The sequence below is a fragment of the Methanothermobacter thermautotrophicus genome, from assembly GCF_014889545.1.
In the GTDB taxonomy this organism is placed as follows: Archaea; Methanobacteriota; Methanobacteria; order Methanobacteriales; family Methanothermobacteraceae; genus Methanothermobacter; species Methanothermobacter thermautotrophicus_A.
This window is the reverse complement of record NZ_QKOF01000007.1, coordinates 159,387-176,103: the sequence shown is the minus strand read 5'-3', so window position 1 is coordinate 176,103 and position 16,717 is coordinate 159,387. Positions and strand designations below refer to the sequence as shown.

Sequence of the window (16,717 nt, the reverse complement as noted above, 5' to 3'; positions counted from 1 at the left end):
ATACTCCTATCAGATATCATTTCAGATCCTTAGAAATAAAAATAAGGAAATGTTTTTCAGACACCTGTAATCTCAGGGAGTTTACCTGTCCTCCTGTATTCAATGAGGACCTCCCTGAAGATCTTCTCTGCAAGGTCTGGCGTTATATCAGGTGACCCCTCCACGTAGATCCCAACATGGTTGGGGCTTCTGCCATGGGATTCCATCCATGTGTAGGTGCGCTCTGCCATGTCAAGGTACTCGCTCTCTGTGAGGGTGGCGGTGTCAAGGTAGCCGTAGGGGTCCTCCGGTCCTCCGTAATTCCTGACGTGTATCATGCCAGTGTCATTGAATCCTATCATTACCACGGCCCTTGAGTAGATGTAGAGGCGCTGTGGTCCTGTGAAGTTGAAGCTCCTGTAGTTCACGGTCCCATTGCCGGTGTCCATCTCTGCGAGTTCCAGGGCGGCCTGGAGGTTGAGGTAGTAGCCATCATCTGCTTTTTTGATGATAACATCGTCACCGGCACCTGAAGTGCTGCAGGTGTCCATGAGCTGCAGTGCCACCGCCGCCCCGGCGAGGATAACCATGACAGCCACAATTACCAGGATGGTCCTATCAGACACCTCAATCAACCCTGAAACTGTATATTATGCTGTCTATGTCATCCTGTATAAGTGATAGGTCATCGGTTGTAAAGAGGATAGTATAGGCATAGTCCCCTTCAATGAATACCACGTACTCCTGTTCACCTTCATCACCCTCATAGTAGTATGAGGATCCTATGATGTAGGCCCTGTTGCCGTCCACAGTGGTCTTCTTAACATAGGTTACATCATCCCCATTTTTAGAGATGGCTTCAATACACGCATCGCGTTCGGTCTCAAGGTCCCCCGTGGCTGGCATCCTGTACACGGAAAGAATTGAAGCCATGCCCTGCTGATAGGACTTGAGGGAAACAACGTTATCATCACTACTCTCATCGGGTGTGTAGATTTCCCATGTGTCTGGATAGCTGAATGATATTCCGTTTTCAGAGAATGTGTTCATGCTGGATGCGCCTGAGACGCTTGCAGCATCGTTATCATAATCGTTATCATAATCGTTATCATAATTAACATCACTGTCATAGGATGGTTCTGTGAGTGCACCCACGGCCAGGACAAGTAAGAGGAGGGCGATGGGTGAGATGATAAGAAACTTTGAGGTTCTGCTCTGCCTCTTCCACCATCCTTTATCCCCGCCTTCACGGGATAGAGTTGATCCGCAGTTTAAACAGAATTTCGCCCCTCTACTGTTTTCTGATCCACACTTAGAACATTTCAACCTGTAATATTTCAATAGAATACCTCCACATAAAGAAATTTTGTAGAGAAGTCCTACCTTACAAGGGCAAGAACTCCTGCAATACCAATGGAAAAAATTTTTGCGGGGAGTCCTACCTTACAAGGGCAAGAACTCCTGCAATACCAAGGAAAACTGTGCCGGGAATCGCAAAGGCGGATATGCTTATGAGGAGCCATACTGCACTTATTATAAGCACAGCACCACCCCTGAGGGGGTTCTCCCTGACATAAACAGATCCGATGATACCCACAATCGAGGCCAGAATTGCGCTCATACCAAGGTATAGAAGCTCGGCCCCGAACACCGAGAACACAATGGCAAAAAGTCCTCCAAGCAGACCGAATATTCCACCTATTATTCCAAGGACGAGTTCCAGTGTCCTTGATGTTTCTGGAGCATCCTTCATATCCATTCACCTCCATTTAAACTTTTAATGTTGTCCTGTAGATGGCTGAGCTCTCATCACCACTGAAAGAATCACTGAAGATAAGTACCTCAACCTTGCTTGGTGTCCCGGTGTCAATGTAGTCCACTGCACTGAACTTAACTGCCTGTCCGGTCCTGGCATCGTTTATGTTCCATGCGAGGGGATTGTCCTGAAGAAGGTTTCCCTCTGAGTCATACCACTTGAGGTGCATCTCCAGGTATGAGAAGTCACTGAGGGGTGTGATCTTTCCCTTCACAGAGTAGCTTCCATAGCCCTCTGCGACAACGTGAAGATCCTCAACCTTCACACCTGATCCAGTTTCTGTGGCTCCAGAACTATCCTCTATGGATTCTGCTCCGCTTTGTGTGTTATCCGGGGCCATCATTCCAGCTATCGCAACTATCAGTATCATACCAAGGCACAGTGCACCTATGAGGACGCCGGCCCTGGTGGCTGAACTCTGTTCCTTCCACCAGCTCATTTAGAATACTTCCTCTTTTTGATCCATTGAGTATCAGAGGTGGAGTATGAGATGTTTGAGGACCTTTGTAAGCACTGCCAGTCCAATACCTGCTGGCAGCCCAGTTGAGAATCTCAGAACATTGTTGCTTTCTCTGTAACCCATCAGCTGGGTGAATCCGTCAATGAAGGTCGGCAGCACAAGGAGGGACGCCATGAGAACGGCTGATGCATTATACTTCACAGGTATGAGGAATGCATACAGGAAATAGGTGAAGGCCCCCAGGTATATGCCGGTACACCTTGAACAAACAGGGAAGTAGTGCCCCCTGAATGAGAATGTTCGCTCCGGTTTTCTGTGACATATGTACCTGAACCTCATACACACCACCATGTATCAATGGATCTAAAATATGATAGGCATCTCATTATATTTAAATGTTAACATTTTTTATTGACATAATCAAATATCAGCCACATCGATAAGAAATTTTTTTCACTGGTAGGATGCCGCCTTCATTAACTTCATTATACAATCCTTCACTGTCATGGTATCCTCAGAGAAATCTCATCATCTCCATATTGGGATGAATTAAAATTCAGGGTATGATGATGAATGCTGCTAGCTGTAAATTTAATCCTGCAGGATACCTCATGATCTGATAGAAAAAAGCGTTTTTTATGAATGTAAAATCAAAATAGGAAAATTATATATAGAGTAATCAGAGAATATAAACTCAAATATGATGAATTGTTTTCCGTGAACAAAACTTTGGGATAGGAAAACAGGAGGGACGTGATAATAATGGATACCACGCTTATATCCACGATATACTCCATTGAACCGGTGATGTTCTGCATAACACAGTTCTCACCGCGAAAGGTGGTTTTACTCAAGGAGGACAAGGCTCCCAGGGAAAAGGAGCAGGTGGAGCAGGTTCTCAGGGACACCCTCGGCAACTTCGTCGAGATAACAACCTTTGAGACCAGCCTCTATGACGTTGTGAGCATTGCAAGGGATATGGTGGAGATCATAGACGAGGAAAGGGCCCATGGAAGGCGTGTGGTTGTGAACATAAGCGGGGGCAGGAAGACCCAGGCACTCGGCGCACTCTTTGGCTGCTACGCAAGAAACCACGACGTCCAGCGCATAGTCTATGTGACTGAGGAGGACAATGAACTGATAGACCTCCCAATACTGAGCTTCGGAATCTCCAAGACAAAGAAACAGGTCCTTGAGGAGCTCAAGGCCGGTGAAAAATCCGTTAAAAACCTTGCAGTTAAGATAGGCATAAGCAGGGGGATGACCTACAACCACATAAGGGAACTCCGTGACATGGGCTTCATCGACCGGGAAAAGCTTGAAATAACCTCAGCCGGCGAACTCGCAGTACTCTAAAACATGAATAAGTGTATTTATGCCCATAATCTCCCTGAACAGGACTGATGTGTTTTTTGGAAGGGAAAGGGAACTTGTAAGGATCAGGGAATGCCTCAATGACCCTGGATTCGTGATTGTAACAGGTATGAGGGGCTCCGGAAAAACAGCTATTCTTAGGAAACTCCATGGGGAGAACCCCAGCAGGACAACTCTAATCGATATGAGGTGCGCCGATATAAGGGAGGTCCATGAGGGGATACCAGACTTCAGGAGGATAATGGCGCTGGCCAGGACTGTTGAGTGGAACATCCTCATAGATTCAATGCCACCTGAACCATCAGCCTTCAGGGAGGCCTGGAAGATGAGCAGTATGTACTCAATGGGATGCGCGGTCTCCACCACCTACAGCAGACACTTACTGGATTTGATTGAAGAGGGAATACCTGAACTGGCCATCGTCAACATACCACCCCTTAGGGATAGGGAAACAGAGAACTACATCCGCATGAAGGCACCCAAATTCAGGGCCACAGCTGCAGGTCTGGATTACATCTACAGACTCACAGAGGGGCTTCCCCTCTTCATTGACAGCTTCCTGAACGTCCTCTCAGATGGGGTCATCTATGGGCCGGCGCTGCTGGAGGAGAACTTCACTGCCAAGTTTCAGCAGATCGCATTTCCCTGGATGGTGGAGCTATCACAGCTCAGTCCCGTGGAGAAGAGAATCCTCTCTGATCTCTGTGACGCCCCCATACCAGAGGGGGCTGTTGGTGATGAGGAAATTGAGGGGCTTGAGCTCCGGGGCCTCGTGGAGCTGAGGGGAGGGGAGTGGCACCTCACCAGCAAACTTCTGCTGCGTGTTCTGACTGAACTCAGGAAACAGGTGGGCTGCCTTTAGAATGATGCTTAGTTTAAGAGCTGATGCAGCTCATGGCCATGATTAATTTTATGAGCCTTAAAAAAAAGGAATTGGGGTTATTTACCCCTGAAGTAACCAAATCCTACGAGCAGTACAAGTGCCACGACACCCAGAATTGCATAGAGGGGCACCTGACTCTCTGCTGAACCGCTGCTATTTGAGGCTGAAACCTCATAGGCCTTCCCTGATTCTCTCCCTTCACTGGATGATGACTCTCCAGCAGCATCTGATGATGAAGTGGATGCACTGCCTGATGAACTGCTACCTGCAGATCCTGCGGAACCTGAATCCGGTTTACCTGTCTCGCCGACCCCACTACCATCATTTGCTGATCCTGGCTGTGAACCATCAGAGCCAGGGACATCAATGGACTTCCCTGTGGCTGCAGCCAGTGCAGCTGCAAACTTCTTGAGGGATGCCTGGTTGAGGGATGAGACCTTAACCACCCAGTTATTGAAGACAATGTTTGCGCAGGTGTGGTGGCAGCAGACAACACCGTACTCTCCTGCGAGTTCAATGTAACGGTTTGCAAGATCCCTCACCAGGGAACCGTCGGCGCTCCAGATGTTTCTCCTTGCGGCTTCAAGGACCCAGGCAATCATGGACTGTGTTGCAGTGGCCTCATAGCCCCCGGATGCCCTGAAGCGGTCACTCAGAAGGTTCCTTGCGAGCTGGTCCCAGAGTTCATTGCTGACGCTGCCGGTTGTAACTGCAATTCCAAAGACATTTTTGTACCTTGAAGCATATTCAAGCCACCCGCTGGGTGAATTGAGGAGGGAATCCATGTACTTCGGGTTGAGGAGCTGGGATCTGATCTCAAGTTCAATCTCCTCGGCCACCGTTCTCACTGTAACCGTGTTCCTGTTCCTTATATCTATAAGAGCTGTATCGGGGTTACCTCCCAGGTGCCTTGATGCGAGGACCATTCCACCGAACCAGTCATAGTAGTCGTCGGTGTCCATCAGCCTCCATGTGCTGTCCAGGTTCTGTGTCACCAGGTTCACCTTACCCAGGAGGTACTGGAACGTGCCCCGGTTCTGCTGTATATCCACGCCTCCTGGGGTGGACCTCCAGGCATAGGATACCCTTGACAGGTAGACGTCTGCGAGTTCACTGCTGGTGTTCCACCTTGAGGTTGCAGGTGTCATATCAGATACACCAGTACCCTCGAGTACGAGTCCCCTGAGACCGAATACACGGTCAAGGGATCCGCATTCACTGTAATGTTTTTTCACATAGTTCTCGGTGTCACTGGCTGAAGCTGCAAGTTCAACGGCCTTATTCATGAGGTCTATCCAGAGCTGGTTACCTGTGACTGCTGTTACAAATACGTCTATACGTGGCCTTGGTATCCGGGTACCGTTCACTGTTATCATGAGTTCTGATGCATTCATGAGGACCGGGGCTGGGTTGACGTCACCGTTACTGTTCCACTGGGGTTTAACTCCGAGAAGGTATAGGAACTCTGCAATGGCTATCCCGTCGGTCCTCAGGAGTTCAGTGCCCCACATAACCATACCGATGAGTTCAGGGAAGCTGCCATGCTTCTGGTAGTACTCTGCAAGCATCGAATCAACTATCCTCACTGCGGTCTCCCATGCAGCCCTTGTGGGCATCTTCCTGGGGTTTGTTGAGTAGAAGTTGGCGCCTGTTGGAAGTACGTCACACCAGGCAGGGTCCCCTGCAAGTCCAGGTCTTATGAATCCACCTGAGAGCGCTGCGAGGATGCTCTGCCATTCGGTGTTTCCACGTATCTTCATGATGGTGTCATTGATGAACTCAAGGTCCGTGGCATTTATCCCGGAGGGCACAGTACCGTTTATGATGCTGCCTATCCATAGACGTGCAAGGTTCTTCACTGAGGCTATCTCGTCACTGTAGCGCAGTGGGTCCTTCAGCATCTCAGTGTAGGCTGGCAGACCCGGATAGAGCTGTTTCCTGATATTCTCGAGGAGATCTGACCTTGATGATGCTATGGTGAGAACCTCCTCCAGGAGCTCGTCACCCTCAAGGACCCTGCCGAGGCTGTGGAGTCCCAGGGGTATTATGTCTGACTCTATCTCATGTAGACTGAGGTGGAGTCTCTCGAGGGCCTCTGTGAAGTTACCGGTCATGTTGAAGCCCATCTCTGAGGCCTCAGTCTTTATCCGGGATTCCAGTGCAGGGAGTATCTGGTTGTTACCGACCTTAAGGGCGTTCTCGTACTGGTGGATGAGGTCGTGGATCTCAATGAGTGCACCGTAGAGGCCACTCTGGACCATTGCAGGTGTCATGTGGTCTATGATGAGTGCACCGCTGCGGTCCTTTGCCACCATTCCCTCACCAGGGTTTGAGACTATGTATGGGTATATGTTGGGCAGACTGGTGAGCTGGAAGGGCCAGTCATCCTCCATGAGGCCGATCATCCTTCCCGGGAGGAACTCGAGGGTTCCATGGGTCCCCAGGTGGACCATGGCATCGGCGCCTAGGACCTCATCGATCCAGCGGTAGAAGGCCAGGTACTGGTGGTGGGGTGGCAGATATGGGTTATGGTAGTCTGTGACCTCATCCCAGCCACGGGCCGGCTGGACAGTTATGAAGATGTTCCCCAGCATCAGACCAGGGATGACGATGGACCCGTTAACCGTCATTATGTTGCCTGGGGGCTGGCCCCACCTTGATATGACCTCTGAGCGCAGCTTCTCAGGGAGGGCGTTGAACCATTCAAGGTACCTCTGGATGTCGAGCAGCTGACCTCTGGCTTCCAGCTCCCTCCTGTGCTCTGACACATACCTCTCAAGAAGTGGCTGGGCCCAGGTGCCCTTATTACCGAACTCTGAGACGATGGTGTAGAGCTCCTCAGGTGATGGTATCCTCTCAACCCTGTAGCCGCTCTCATTGAGCTTCACAAGGAGTTCATGGAGGCTCCTGAAGACGTCAAGGTATGATGCCGTGAATCCATCCTTACCAGGGGGGTAGCTGTAGAGTATCACCGCAATCTTCTTCTCTGAATTTTCAAGTTCCCTGAGCCTGGCCCAGGCATCAGCCAGTTTGACCATCTTCTGGACCCCTGACTGAACCACGACTTCATTCTGTGATGAATCGGTGTATGATACAACCACGGGTGAGAAAACGCCCTCAAATCCAGGTATTGTGACCTGCCAGGTCCACTCGTACTGTGCACCCATGGGGTTTGTCAGGCTTGAGTTGCTGTATAGCTGCACAGCCTTCAGTACGGGCAGGTTGATCCTCTCAAGTTCGCTGAGGGCCCCGCCGGATGGCAGGTTTGCGTAGTTGAGGGACCATGAGTAGAGGGATATGACGGCGCTTATGTTGCGGTTCAGGGGCCCCTTACCGTTGACACCCAGTGTGAGCTCCTCGAGGAGTGAACTCACCGCAGGGCTGGTGGCGCCCTGGTAGAGGTTGAAGGCGGCCCTTCCCTGCCTCTCGGCCTCCCTGATCAGTGCGTCCACTGTAGCTGATGGACCGTAACTTACAACAACAATGAAGGGTCCTGTTATGTTCTTGTTTGCACTGTACCAGTTCTCGAAGTTCCTGTAGAGATCTGCCCGCTGGTTTTCTGCCCATGATGAGAAGTTCTGATCTATCCACCTCAGGCTGTCATAGGGTGGGATGAACCCGGGGTTGCCCTCTATCCAGGCCCTTATCTGTTCCCTGGTTGCCGAGACGCTCATAACACCACGGTCAGGGTGGTAGAGTCCCCAGTCAGGGGATGCCATGACAGGGCCCTGGCCATTCTCCACGGGGTTGAAGGTGGTCTCACCCATGAGGTACTGGATGTACCTGACCATGTTCTCCAGGTTCTCCCTGGCAGCTGTCCCTGATGCAAGGGCATAGTAGCTTGCAATGTAGGTGTTCTCGATGGTGTCTGCTGTGTCGTTTCCAGGGGTTCCGCCCAGGAGGTTCAGCCCCGTGCCCCCCCAGGGGTCGCTGTCTGTATCTGTGGGGTAACCAAAGGCCGCTGCTATCATGTTCCTCTGGTTTGCAGGGCTCCTGAGGAGGTAGGGGTACCATGAGTCGCCCCATCCTGTCCCGGGCATGGCCATGTCCAGGTAGGCGAAGTTCACGTACTCCATTATCCAGTCGTTTGCCGCTGATGATGGATCCCACATGTCATGGTAGATTATCCTCCGGTTGTTCATTGATTTGAGGATGCGGCCCTTCTCTGGAACCGAACTTATTATGGCTATATCTGGCATGAAGGTGTGGTTGATGGTGCATGAGCCGTTGATGGTGTAGGTGGCTGTCCTGTAGCTGGAATACTTTATCTGGACAACCGCAGGGAATGTGTCGTTGAAGTTGATTCTGTATGAACCATCCGGCGCTGTATGTGTTTCATTGAGGACCGATCCATTATGTATTATGGTTACAGTGGCGTTTCTGACTGGCAGCGCATTTTCAAGGGTTGTGTATGTCCCTGATGTTTCATTGTAGATCTCCCTGACGTGTCCTGTCACCTCAGCTGCACTGACAGTTCCTGCGAGTGAGACTGTGAGTATCACTGCAACCAGTGCCATTAATCTCCTGATAATTTCACCTCCCTTTAATTTTATTCAGATTTATTTTAAGAGAGGCAGTATTTAAAATTAACTTTAATTATTATAATGTAAAATTTATATGATTTGAAGGGTAATGGGTGGACCTGTTTGTTGTTGTTTCTTATCACAGTACGGTAACTGGTCTTGCTGCAATCATTCCTCAGTCTGAAGAAAACAGAGTGCACCACCTCACCCCCGTGTGTGAGGGCTGAACCGGTAATGTGATCTGAGGTGTACCTGTGGTCTGTACCGTAACCGGCGGATGGGTAGCTCTTGCACCCATTATCTCCTCAATGAAGCTACCCTGCTCTATGGCACCATATCTGACCCTCTCATGCAGAATGGCCTCAATGGCATAACCTCCTATGATCCTGTCATTGGAGCCGCCTGCAGGCCTCAGTTCTTGAAACAAATTCGAGTCCAGCTATCGTCCCGTTTATAGCCACAGGAAAAACCACATTCTTTCACACCCTTGAATGGTTTTTTTGAATCCATTGAGGTCATCTTTCTCCCTACCGCAGGCGTCCTCCCATGGCTTCCGTCATCAGTTCCTGTCCTCATGCGGGAACCTCAGCAGGCCAATTCAATGGCCTGAGGAGTAGAATCTCACTGCATGTGGCTTTTCCTTTCCTGAATCCAGGATTGGGTCCGGACCTGCTTTAAGGTTCTCTGTAGCTGTTCCTGTCCTCTTAACAGAATCGTCCTCCAGTGGTTTATATGATTTAAGGGTTCTCTGTAGCTGTCCCTGTACCCTTAATGAATCTATGCACAGTAAATTCACAGGACGGGAATTCAATGGAAAAACTATAAAAGTGGATGGAAACCATAGAATAACATTTATGGGGTGCCATTCATGACAGGGGAGATTCAGCTCACAGATGAACAGCGCAGAGCAGTTGAACACTTCACAGGTCCCCTCCTGGTGGTCGCAGGGCCCGGGGCAGGGAAGACCAGGATCATAGTGGAGAGGGTCGCCCACCTCATAGATGAGAGGGGTGTTGAACCATCATCCCTGGTCGTAATAACCTTCACCAGGAAGGCTGCAGATGAACTGAAGGAGAGGATAATCAAGCGTGTGGGTGGAAGGGCTGAGGAGATGCAGATATCAACCATACACTCCTTCTGCAACCGCATACTCCGCATGTACCCGGACCACCACTCCCTCGGCTCAAACTTCCATGTCATGGATGAGGAGAACCAGCTCATGTTCATATACGAGCACAGGGACCAGCTGGGGCTCAGCAATCTGCAGAGGGAGAGATTCCCCCTCATCCAGGCCTTCTTCAGCGAGTGCCAGGAGAACATGGTCGACCCTGAAACCCTGAGCCAGCACTATAGAAGTAAAGGTGCAGGGAGGCTGGAGAGGGTCGCTGCAGAGGCCTACCAGAGGTACCTCGACCTCATGGATGAGACTGGACTCCTTGACTTTGCAGGGATGCAGTGGAGGGTCGTCCGGCTCCTTGAAAATGACAGGAAGGTGCTGGATGACCTCAGGTCAAGGTACAGGTTCCTGATGGTGGACGAGTACCAGGACACCAACCAGATACAGGAGAGGTTCCTTGAACTACTTGCGGGAGAGGAATGCAACCTCTTCGCTGTTGGAGACGAAGACCAGAGCATCTACGGCTTCAGGGGATCCACACCCGAGAACTTCCTGGGCTTCCAGAAGAAGTACGGTGCAGAGTTCGTCATGCTTGAGAGGAACTTCAGGTCTGTCCCCAGCATAGTCGACGTCACCCAGAGGTTCATGGATGGCTACCGGAAGTACCCCAAGGACATAAGGCCGGTCAGGGACTCAGAGAACAGGGTCTTCATACTGGACAACCCCACCCACCAGGATGAGCCATCCAACGTGGTGGGAATAATAAGGGCCCTCGTTGACAGCGGCGTAATACCACACCAGGGCTACGTGACCCTCCTATTCAGGAGCGTGAAGCACGATGCAGTGGAGATAATGAATGAACTCCGGAGGGAGGGGATACCCTTCAATGTATACGGTGAGGGAGGCTTCTTTGACCGGGAGGAGATACTCTGCATCACACACCTCCTCCACCACACCCGGAATGAGAGGAGGAAGATAGTCAGAAAACTGAAATACGAACACCTTGAGGGCGAGTTCATGGACCTGACCCCCGGCAGCGTCAACCTCATCCTGGACATGGATGAGGAGGAGCTAAGGGGCCTCAGGGAGCACAGGGAATTCAGGGAGGCAGGATTCACAGACCCCGATGACATCAGGAAACTTGTGGCCCTCAACAGACTCATCGACAGCGACCTCGGAGTACTTGAGAGGTACTATGAGATCCTTGAACTGACAGAGTACCCCCACAGGCTCCTTGAGAGGGGTGATGATGAGTCAAGGGAGAAGCTCTACAACCTGGCAAGGTTCAGCTCACTCATAAAGGACTACGAGCGCATATCCCTGGAGCCAGGCGTGGAGGGCCTCATGGAGTTCATAAGGATGGCCATGTCGGGTAGAATCAAAAAGTACGACCAGATACTCCTTGATAACCCCTACTCAGTCAACATAATGACAATGCACAGGGCCAAGGGCCTCGAGTTCCCGGTGGTCATAATATGCTCTGTATTCAACGGGAAATTCCCCAGGAAGGTCCGGGAGAGGAGTGAACTCGAACTACCCGAGGAACTCCGTAGGAGCACCATGAGGACTGATGAGATCGAGGAGAGGCGCCTCTTCTATGTGGGGATGACCCGGGCCCAGGACATGCTCATAGTATCAGCAACCAAAAACCACAGGGGCCGGATCGGTTACTCGGAGTTCATAGAGGATCTCATCAAAACTTCAAGGATAACCAGTGACAGGCTGGGGAGGATAGACCCAGAGGATGCCAGGATAGAGATCATAAAGAACAGCTGCCAGGTTGAGGACATTGAAACCAGGGAGATCTTCAGGATCAGCTTCACAGAGCTCAACACCTACCTCACCTGCCCCTTCAGGTACATGCTGCTCTATGAGTACGGATTCGACGTCCCCTCAACCAGGGACCAGCTCTACGGTATAGCGGTCCATGAGTGCCTCCGGAGGATAAACAGGCGCCTGATGCGTGGCGAGACCGTGACAGATGATTACCTTCAGGAACTGGCATCACATGCACTCAGGGACATCGAAATGTCCCCTGATGGATTCAGGGCATTCATATCAAAACTAAAACGCTACCTTGAGGAGATAAGGGGCCGCGCATTAGAGATAGTCTCTGCAGAGAAGCCCTTCAGCATAATGAAGGACGGCTTCATGATAACTGGTCAGACAGACCTCATCATAAGGAACCATGACGGTGGCCTGGAGCTCGTGGACTTCAAGTCAATGTCAGGGTCGGGCATCCATGCAAGGGACATCGAACTCCAGCTGGGAGTGTACAGGCACGCCCTGGACCTTGACTTCGACGGCTTCCTGGCCTACACCTTTGAGGATTCAGAATGGCACCTGATAGAACCGGCAGCAGACATCGAGGGGCTCCTTGAGGACGTGGCTGAGAGGATAAGGCGGGAGGAGTTCCCTCCAAGGGAGAACAATCTCTGCAGTCTCTGCATATTCCGCTCCATCTGCACCTACATCAATGGAAGACAGGAGGCAGGAGCCGGTGGTGAGGCAGAGGACCTCAGGAGGGCCTTCATGGACCTTGACCCTCATGACATGGATGGATACGTGGAGGCCATGGAGAGGATCATGGGGTACCTCAGAAACTCCCATGACCCTGAGGTGAGGGCGCGGGCCGCTGATTACCTTGGAGAGGCAGGGGATGCCGTGGCCCTTGATGTGCTGAGGGAGGCCCTCAATGACCCTGGGGAGGGGGTCAGGATAGCTGCCAGGAGGGCCATTGAGAGGTTGAAAAAGGCTCAGAGGGCTCTTAAGGAGGATTATCAGACCCTCATATGCGGGAGGGACCTGTTCAAACCCAAAAAGATCCACACCCCGGAGGGCCAGTTCGTGGTCTGCCGTGTCTGCGGCCACTCAAAATTCCTTGAGGATGGAGTAAGGGAGGTTGTGGGCATAATAGGTGATGAGGAATACTCATGGAGGCAGGAAGACAGGTTATTCATCAGCATGTGGGACGAGGAATCTAAGAGGGCGAGAAATGCTGACATAGACGTCCTCTGGGTTACTGATTCAGGGGATATGGACTATGGGTGGGCCATAAACGCGGTGTACCAGAGACTCAAAAACGATGTGACAAGGGCAAAGCCCCTCAGCGAGATACCCGTGATACTAAGGGGAGACCCTGAGATAGGTGAGGAGGAGATGGATATACTCCAGAGGTTTGGAGAGGTAAGGTATGGCTAGAGCTGCACGCCTCCAGTAGCGTGGATCCTACTTCACCCTGAAGGAGTACTTTATGAGGTCAAAGTTCTCCAGTTCACCCTCAAAGTCCTCACTCCTTGCACGGCACACCAGGCAATAGCGTCCGCGTGGTGTGCTTATAATGGTAACCCTCACCATGCTCTCATTCTCAGGGTACCTGAACTCAACTCCAGGGTAACCCCTCAGGCTGATGTTCCTTTTATCAGGCACACCCTCCGGGGTGGGATAACTGCGGTTCGCCTTCAGCTTCTCAACTGTGGCCACCGTATCAAGTCCTCCTCCTGGTTCTGCCACCGTCACGGCATATTCATAGTAGGTGTCCACGTCACCGGGTGGGTGTATGAAGGAAACCTGGCTCCAGGATGCAGGGTAGTGGAATATGATCTCCTGATTCTCAAAGACCCTGTAGCCGTTGCCGAGGCATCCTGAAACGGCAACTGAAAAGATCATGATGAGGAATACCGTTTTTTTCATTTTTACCCCTTCATGTTATGAGGTTTTTTCATTTCACCTGGAATGAGTAGGTTATGAGGTCGAAGTTCCTGTTCTCTGTGTCAAACCTTTCAGGTGATGTTCCACAGAGGATGACGTATATCTTACCGTTCTTCTCGAGCCATGTTGCACGTTCCTGTTTAGTGACACCATCAACATTTATCCTGTGTATGTTTTCGTAGGCTGTAACGCCATCGATGGTCAGTGTTCTCTCGGATATGAGCTGATACCCTGACTCCTGTTCAAAGGACCTGTAGGTCTCGTCATAGACGTCCTTAAGGGTCTTACCTGATGGCAGCGGAATGCTCTGTATGATCACAAGGGTTACGATGTTCCCTGATGACTCCACAGATGCTGGATCCGCAACGGCGGCAATGGTATTTGGTGTCTGGACGGTTAGATTTTCAGAGGTCCAGGATTCAGGGTACTGAAGGAAATTTCACTGTCAGAGTAGGTCCTGTATGGTATGTCAGGCACGGTTACCGGTTTCAGTGGTTGTTGTGCAGCCTGAAACCATAACGGCCAGAAGCAGAACCCCCACAGCTATAAGTTCTCTCATATAGATTCCCCCCATTAAAACGGTAATGTATCTGCCCCACCTTCTATTTATTTATTCCTAATCTTCATGAGTATCTCGAAGAATGAGCATCATCCATCTCCAGATTTAGCTCGGGCACCTGTTTAATGATTCCTCGGGAGGGGATTAAATTCTAAATGGGGACCCCCATACAGGGGGAGGGTCATGGACTCCCACTTATCTCGTTGTGGCATCACCCCTATCTTTAAACTCCCACCTATCTGCTGATGGACCCGGAGGCCGGTAGATATATGGGTCCCCTTAAACATAGAGGTGGGTGGAGGACTTCAGGATGCTGATGCTGACTTCACAGACGATTGATGGTAAGAGGATATCCAGGTACCATGGTATAGTTACGGGTGATGCCCTCATAGGCGCCAACATATACAAGGACATCTTCTCGGGTGTCAGGGACGTTGTGGGTGGCAGGACCTCGGCCTATGAGAGGGAACTTGCAAGGGCCAGGGAGCTAGCACTGTCCTCCATGGCAAGTGCAGCTGAGAGGCTCGGTGCAGACGCCATCATCGGGGTGCGCCTGGACTACCACAACCTCGGGGGGACCATGGGGAACACCATACTCGTATCAGCCACAGGCACGGCAGTATCCACTGAGGATGAGGAGTGAGGGGTGTCCGGGTGGATGTATGAACTGGATGGAGCCAGAATCTGAGGATGAGGAGTGAGGGTGTCTGAGTTGAGGAGTTACAGGTGGGCCATACTGGCTGTGCTGGCAGGCCTTGCAGCGGGCCTCGCATCTGCGGCGGTATCTGTTAAGTTAGAGCTTATCATATTCGGTTTCAACATAATGTACATAGTATCACCACTCCTTGCGGGCTTCATGGAGTCATACGTCGCCGGGAGAAAATACGGGGCCAGCACAGGTGCCCTGAGCGCCATACTGGTATTCTTCGCCGTGAACATCTATGGCTGGCTGTTCCCGGCCGAACCCATCCAGTGGAATGTCTTCACGGTAGGGGGCCTCCTCATGGCATTCCAGGCAGCATTCCCCACCACCGTGAACTTCATCCTTGCAGCTGCCATCACATACGCCCTGGGACTCCTGGGTAAGGGTTTGGGGGATCGTTTATCAGGGGGAGATGGTACCGTGGCCCTGGAGTATGGGCCCCATGGGGTGGGGATAGGTATAGCTGCTGGTGAGGCCGTGGGGGATCCAGGGGACCTCGATGGACTCAGGAGGCTGGCGGTTGAGAGGATGCTCTCAGATGCAGAGTCCATGGGTGGCAGGGGAGTTGTTGACATCGAAGTTAAGGTTACGGTGATTGGCGGTGAGCTCGTGGCTGTGACTGCAACCGGCACAGCCATTGAATAGTATCATGGTCCTTTCCTGAGTTCCCCCAGCATCTCCTCTATCCTCTCAAGCCTCTCCTCAACTCCACTGATTCTGGCCTCGATTTCCCTGAACTCATCCCGCCTCCTTGATTCTATCCTCTCCTGCTCCCCCCTGAGGGTCTCAAGGAGTGTGGATGTGGCGGAGGCTGTTATGAGGCTCGTGGATGCGATGGCGCTGAACATTATGACCATACCTGTGAACCTTCCCAGGGAGGTTACAGGTACTATGTCCCCGTAGCCCACCGTTGTTATGGTCTGCAGCACATACCAGAGGGAGTCCTCATAGGTCACCACCAGGGGATTGACAGGGCTTTCGACGATGTAGAAGAGTATGGTGAAGACGAATATCACGGATATGAAGAGTCCCACCCCGTAGCCGAGCCTGCTCCTCCTCATGAACTCACCCACGGAACCTGCAAGGTCCCTGACGGCCATGAGGATGCCAGCAACCTTCACCAGGTTCAGGGCTGCAAGTATGGGTGAGTGCTGGGGCGCGCCAAGGATGGTCACGCCTATGAAGTAGAAGGGCGCGGCGACGAGGGGGACGTTCCACCTGTCACGTACCCCCGGCCGGGTGAGGTAGGCCACCAAGACCATTGCACTGGCTGCAAGGTCAAGGAGGACCACCGCCTGGAAGGTGCCCGACTGCAGCGGCAGGAATACGCTTATGAAGAGTGCGAAGCCATCGAGGCCCAGCACAGCAAGGAATACCACCTCAAATAATACCCTCAGCCCTGACTGAAGATCTTTCACGGCAAAACCCCCACCTCTGGAATCATGACCCAGAATTACTATCTGTCGAGATGATTATTTATAACCACCCCATGATGGCCTGAAATATTTTCAGACACTAGAAGCATTCAAGGGGCCCTGAAGTTAATAACAGGGCCCATAAAATCCCCAATCAGGAAAAAACTTTAATAGGGT

16 protein-coding genes are annotated in these 16,717 nt (G+C 51.4%); 5 read left to right on the top strand and 11 right to left on the bottom strand.

The features are described from left to right. Positions 1 to 56: 56 nt before the first annotated feature. From DNK57_RS08220 to DNK57_RS08200, 5 genes are all read right to left on the bottom strand, one after another. Positions 57 to 605, bottom strand: coding sequence for a pseudomurein-binding repeat-containing protein (locus tag DNK57_RS08220; protein ID WP_320056901.1), 549 nt, complete (start codon positions 603 to 605; stop codon positions 57 to 59). Between the two features lies 1 nt (position 606). Further along, entirely contained in the window at positions 607 to 1,320 is a 714-nt protein-coding gene (locus DNK57_RS08215) for a PsbP-related protein (RefSeq protein ID WP_192962481.1), read from the bottom strand. A gap of 97 nt (positions 1,321 to 1,417) precedes the next feature. Continuing rightward, positions 1,418 to 1,732: a DUF4064 domain-containing protein gene (locus DNK57_RS08210; protein ID WP_192962480.1), complete on the bottom strand. Its 315-nt coding sequence runs from the start codon at positions 1,730 to 1,732 to the stop codon at positions 1,418 to 1,420. 16 nt (positions 1,733 to 1,748) lie between these two features. Next, positions 1,749 to 2,234 (bottom strand): hypothetical protein, encoded by a 486-nt coding sequence (locus DNK57_RS08205; protein ID WP_226891221.1) that lies wholly within the window; start codon positions 2,232 to 2,234, stop codon positions 1,749 to 1,751. 33 nt (positions 2,235 to 2,267) lie between these two features. Beyond that, the gene (locus DNK57_RS08200; RefSeq protein ID WP_192962610.1) at positions 2,268 to 2,603 is read right to left on the bottom strand and encodes a DUF2085 domain-containing protein; all 336 of its coding nucleotides are present in this window, start codon (positions 2,601 to 2,603) and stop codon (positions 2,268 to 2,270) included. Between the two features lie 414 nt (positions 2,604 to 3,017). Here DNK57_RS08200 and csa3 point away from each other — a divergent pair, with 414 nt between their 5' ends. Both csa3 and DNK57_RS08190 read left to right on the top strand, forming a co-directional pair. After that, entirely contained in the window at positions 3,018 to 3,611 is a 594-nt protein-coding gene (csa3, locus tag DNK57_RS08195) for a CRISPR-associated transcriptional regulator Csa3 (RefSeq protein WP_048061223.1), read from the top strand. A 19-nt stretch (positions 3,612 to 3,630) separates the two neighbouring features. Next, complete coding sequence (locus DNK57_RS08190; RefSeq protein ID WP_192962479.1) at positions 3,631 to 4,491, top strand: ATP-binding protein; 861 nt, start codon at positions 3,631 to 3,633, stop codon at positions 4,489 to 4,491. A gap of 77 nt (positions 4,492 to 4,568) precedes the next feature. Here the strand turns inward: DNK57_RS08190 and DNK57_RS08185 are convergent, their stop codons facing one another. The 3 genes from DNK57_RS08185 to DNK57_RS08175 all read right to left on the bottom strand — a co-directional run bounded on the left by DNK57_RS08185 (position 4,569) and on the right by DNK57_RS08175 (position 9,831). Next, a complete protein-coding gene (locus DNK57_RS08185) occupies positions 4,569 to 9,029 on the bottom strand; it encodes a cobaltochelatase subunit CobN (protein ID WP_192962478.1) in 4,461 nt (1,486 codons plus the stop codon). 181 nt (positions 9,030 to 9,210) lie between these two features. After that, positions 9,211 to 9,462 (bottom strand): hypothetical protein, encoded by a 252-nt coding sequence (locus tag DNK57_RS08180; protein WP_192962477.1) that lies wholly within the window; start codon positions 9,460 to 9,462, stop codon positions 9,211 to 9,213. Between the two features lie 171 nt (positions 9,463 to 9,633). Then, a complete protein-coding gene (locus DNK57_RS08175) occupies positions 9,634 to 9,831 on the bottom strand; it encodes a hypothetical protein (protein ID WP_192962476.1) in 198 nt (65 codons plus the stop codon). Between the two features lie 72 nt (positions 9,832 to 9,903). Here DNK57_RS08175 and DNK57_RS08170 point away from each other — a divergent pair, with 72 nt between their 5' ends. After that, positions 9,904 to 13,353: a UvrD-helicase domain-containing protein gene (locus DNK57_RS08170; protein WP_192962475.1), complete on the top strand. Its 3,450-nt coding sequence runs from the start codon at positions 9,904 to 9,906 to the stop codon at positions 13,351 to 13,353. Between the two features lie 27 nt (positions 13,354 to 13,380). Here DNK57_RS08170 and DNK57_RS08165 read toward each other — a convergent pair whose 3' ends face one another. Together DNK57_RS08165 and DNK57_RS08160 are read right to left on the bottom strand one after the other, a co-directional pair. Beyond that, a complete protein-coding gene (locus DNK57_RS08165; RefSeq protein ID WP_192962474.1) occupies positions 13,381 to 13,845 on the bottom strand; it encodes a hypothetical protein in 465 nt (154 codons plus the stop codon). A 28-nt stretch (positions 13,846 to 13,873) separates the two neighbouring features. Then, positions 13,874 to 14,239: a PsbP-related protein gene (locus tag DNK57_RS08160; RefSeq protein WP_320056900.1), complete on the bottom strand. Its 366-nt coding sequence runs from the start codon at positions 14,237 to 14,239 to the stop codon at positions 13,874 to 13,876. A 493-nt stretch (positions 14,240 to 14,732) separates the two neighbouring features. On the opposite strand from DNK57_RS08160, the gene DNK57_RS08155 reads away from it, so the two are divergent. Together DNK57_RS08155 and DNK57_RS08150 are read left to right on the top strand one after the other, a co-directional pair. Continuing rightward, positions 14,733 to 15,065 (top strand): YbjQ family protein, encoded by a 333-nt coding sequence (locus DNK57_RS08155; RefSeq protein ID WP_115892527.1) that lies wholly within the window; start codon positions 14,733 to 14,735, stop codon positions 15,063 to 15,065. A 60-nt stretch (positions 15,066 to 15,125) separates the two neighbouring features. Then, positions 15,126 to 15,770 (top strand): heavy metal-binding domain-containing protein, encoded by a 645-nt coding sequence (locus tag DNK57_RS08150; protein ID WP_245942831.1) that lies wholly within the window; start codon positions 15,126 to 15,128, stop codon positions 15,768 to 15,770. 2 nt (positions 15,771 to 15,772) lie between these two features. Here the strand turns inward: DNK57_RS08150 and DNK57_RS08145 are convergent, their stop codons facing one another. Then, positions 15,773 to 16,543, bottom strand: a complete 771-nt coding sequence (locus DNK57_RS08145) for a potassium channel family protein (RefSeq protein ID WP_192962473.1) — start codon at positions 16,541 to 16,543, stop codon at positions 15,773 to 15,775. Positions 16,544 to 16,717 lie beyond the last annotated feature (174 nt).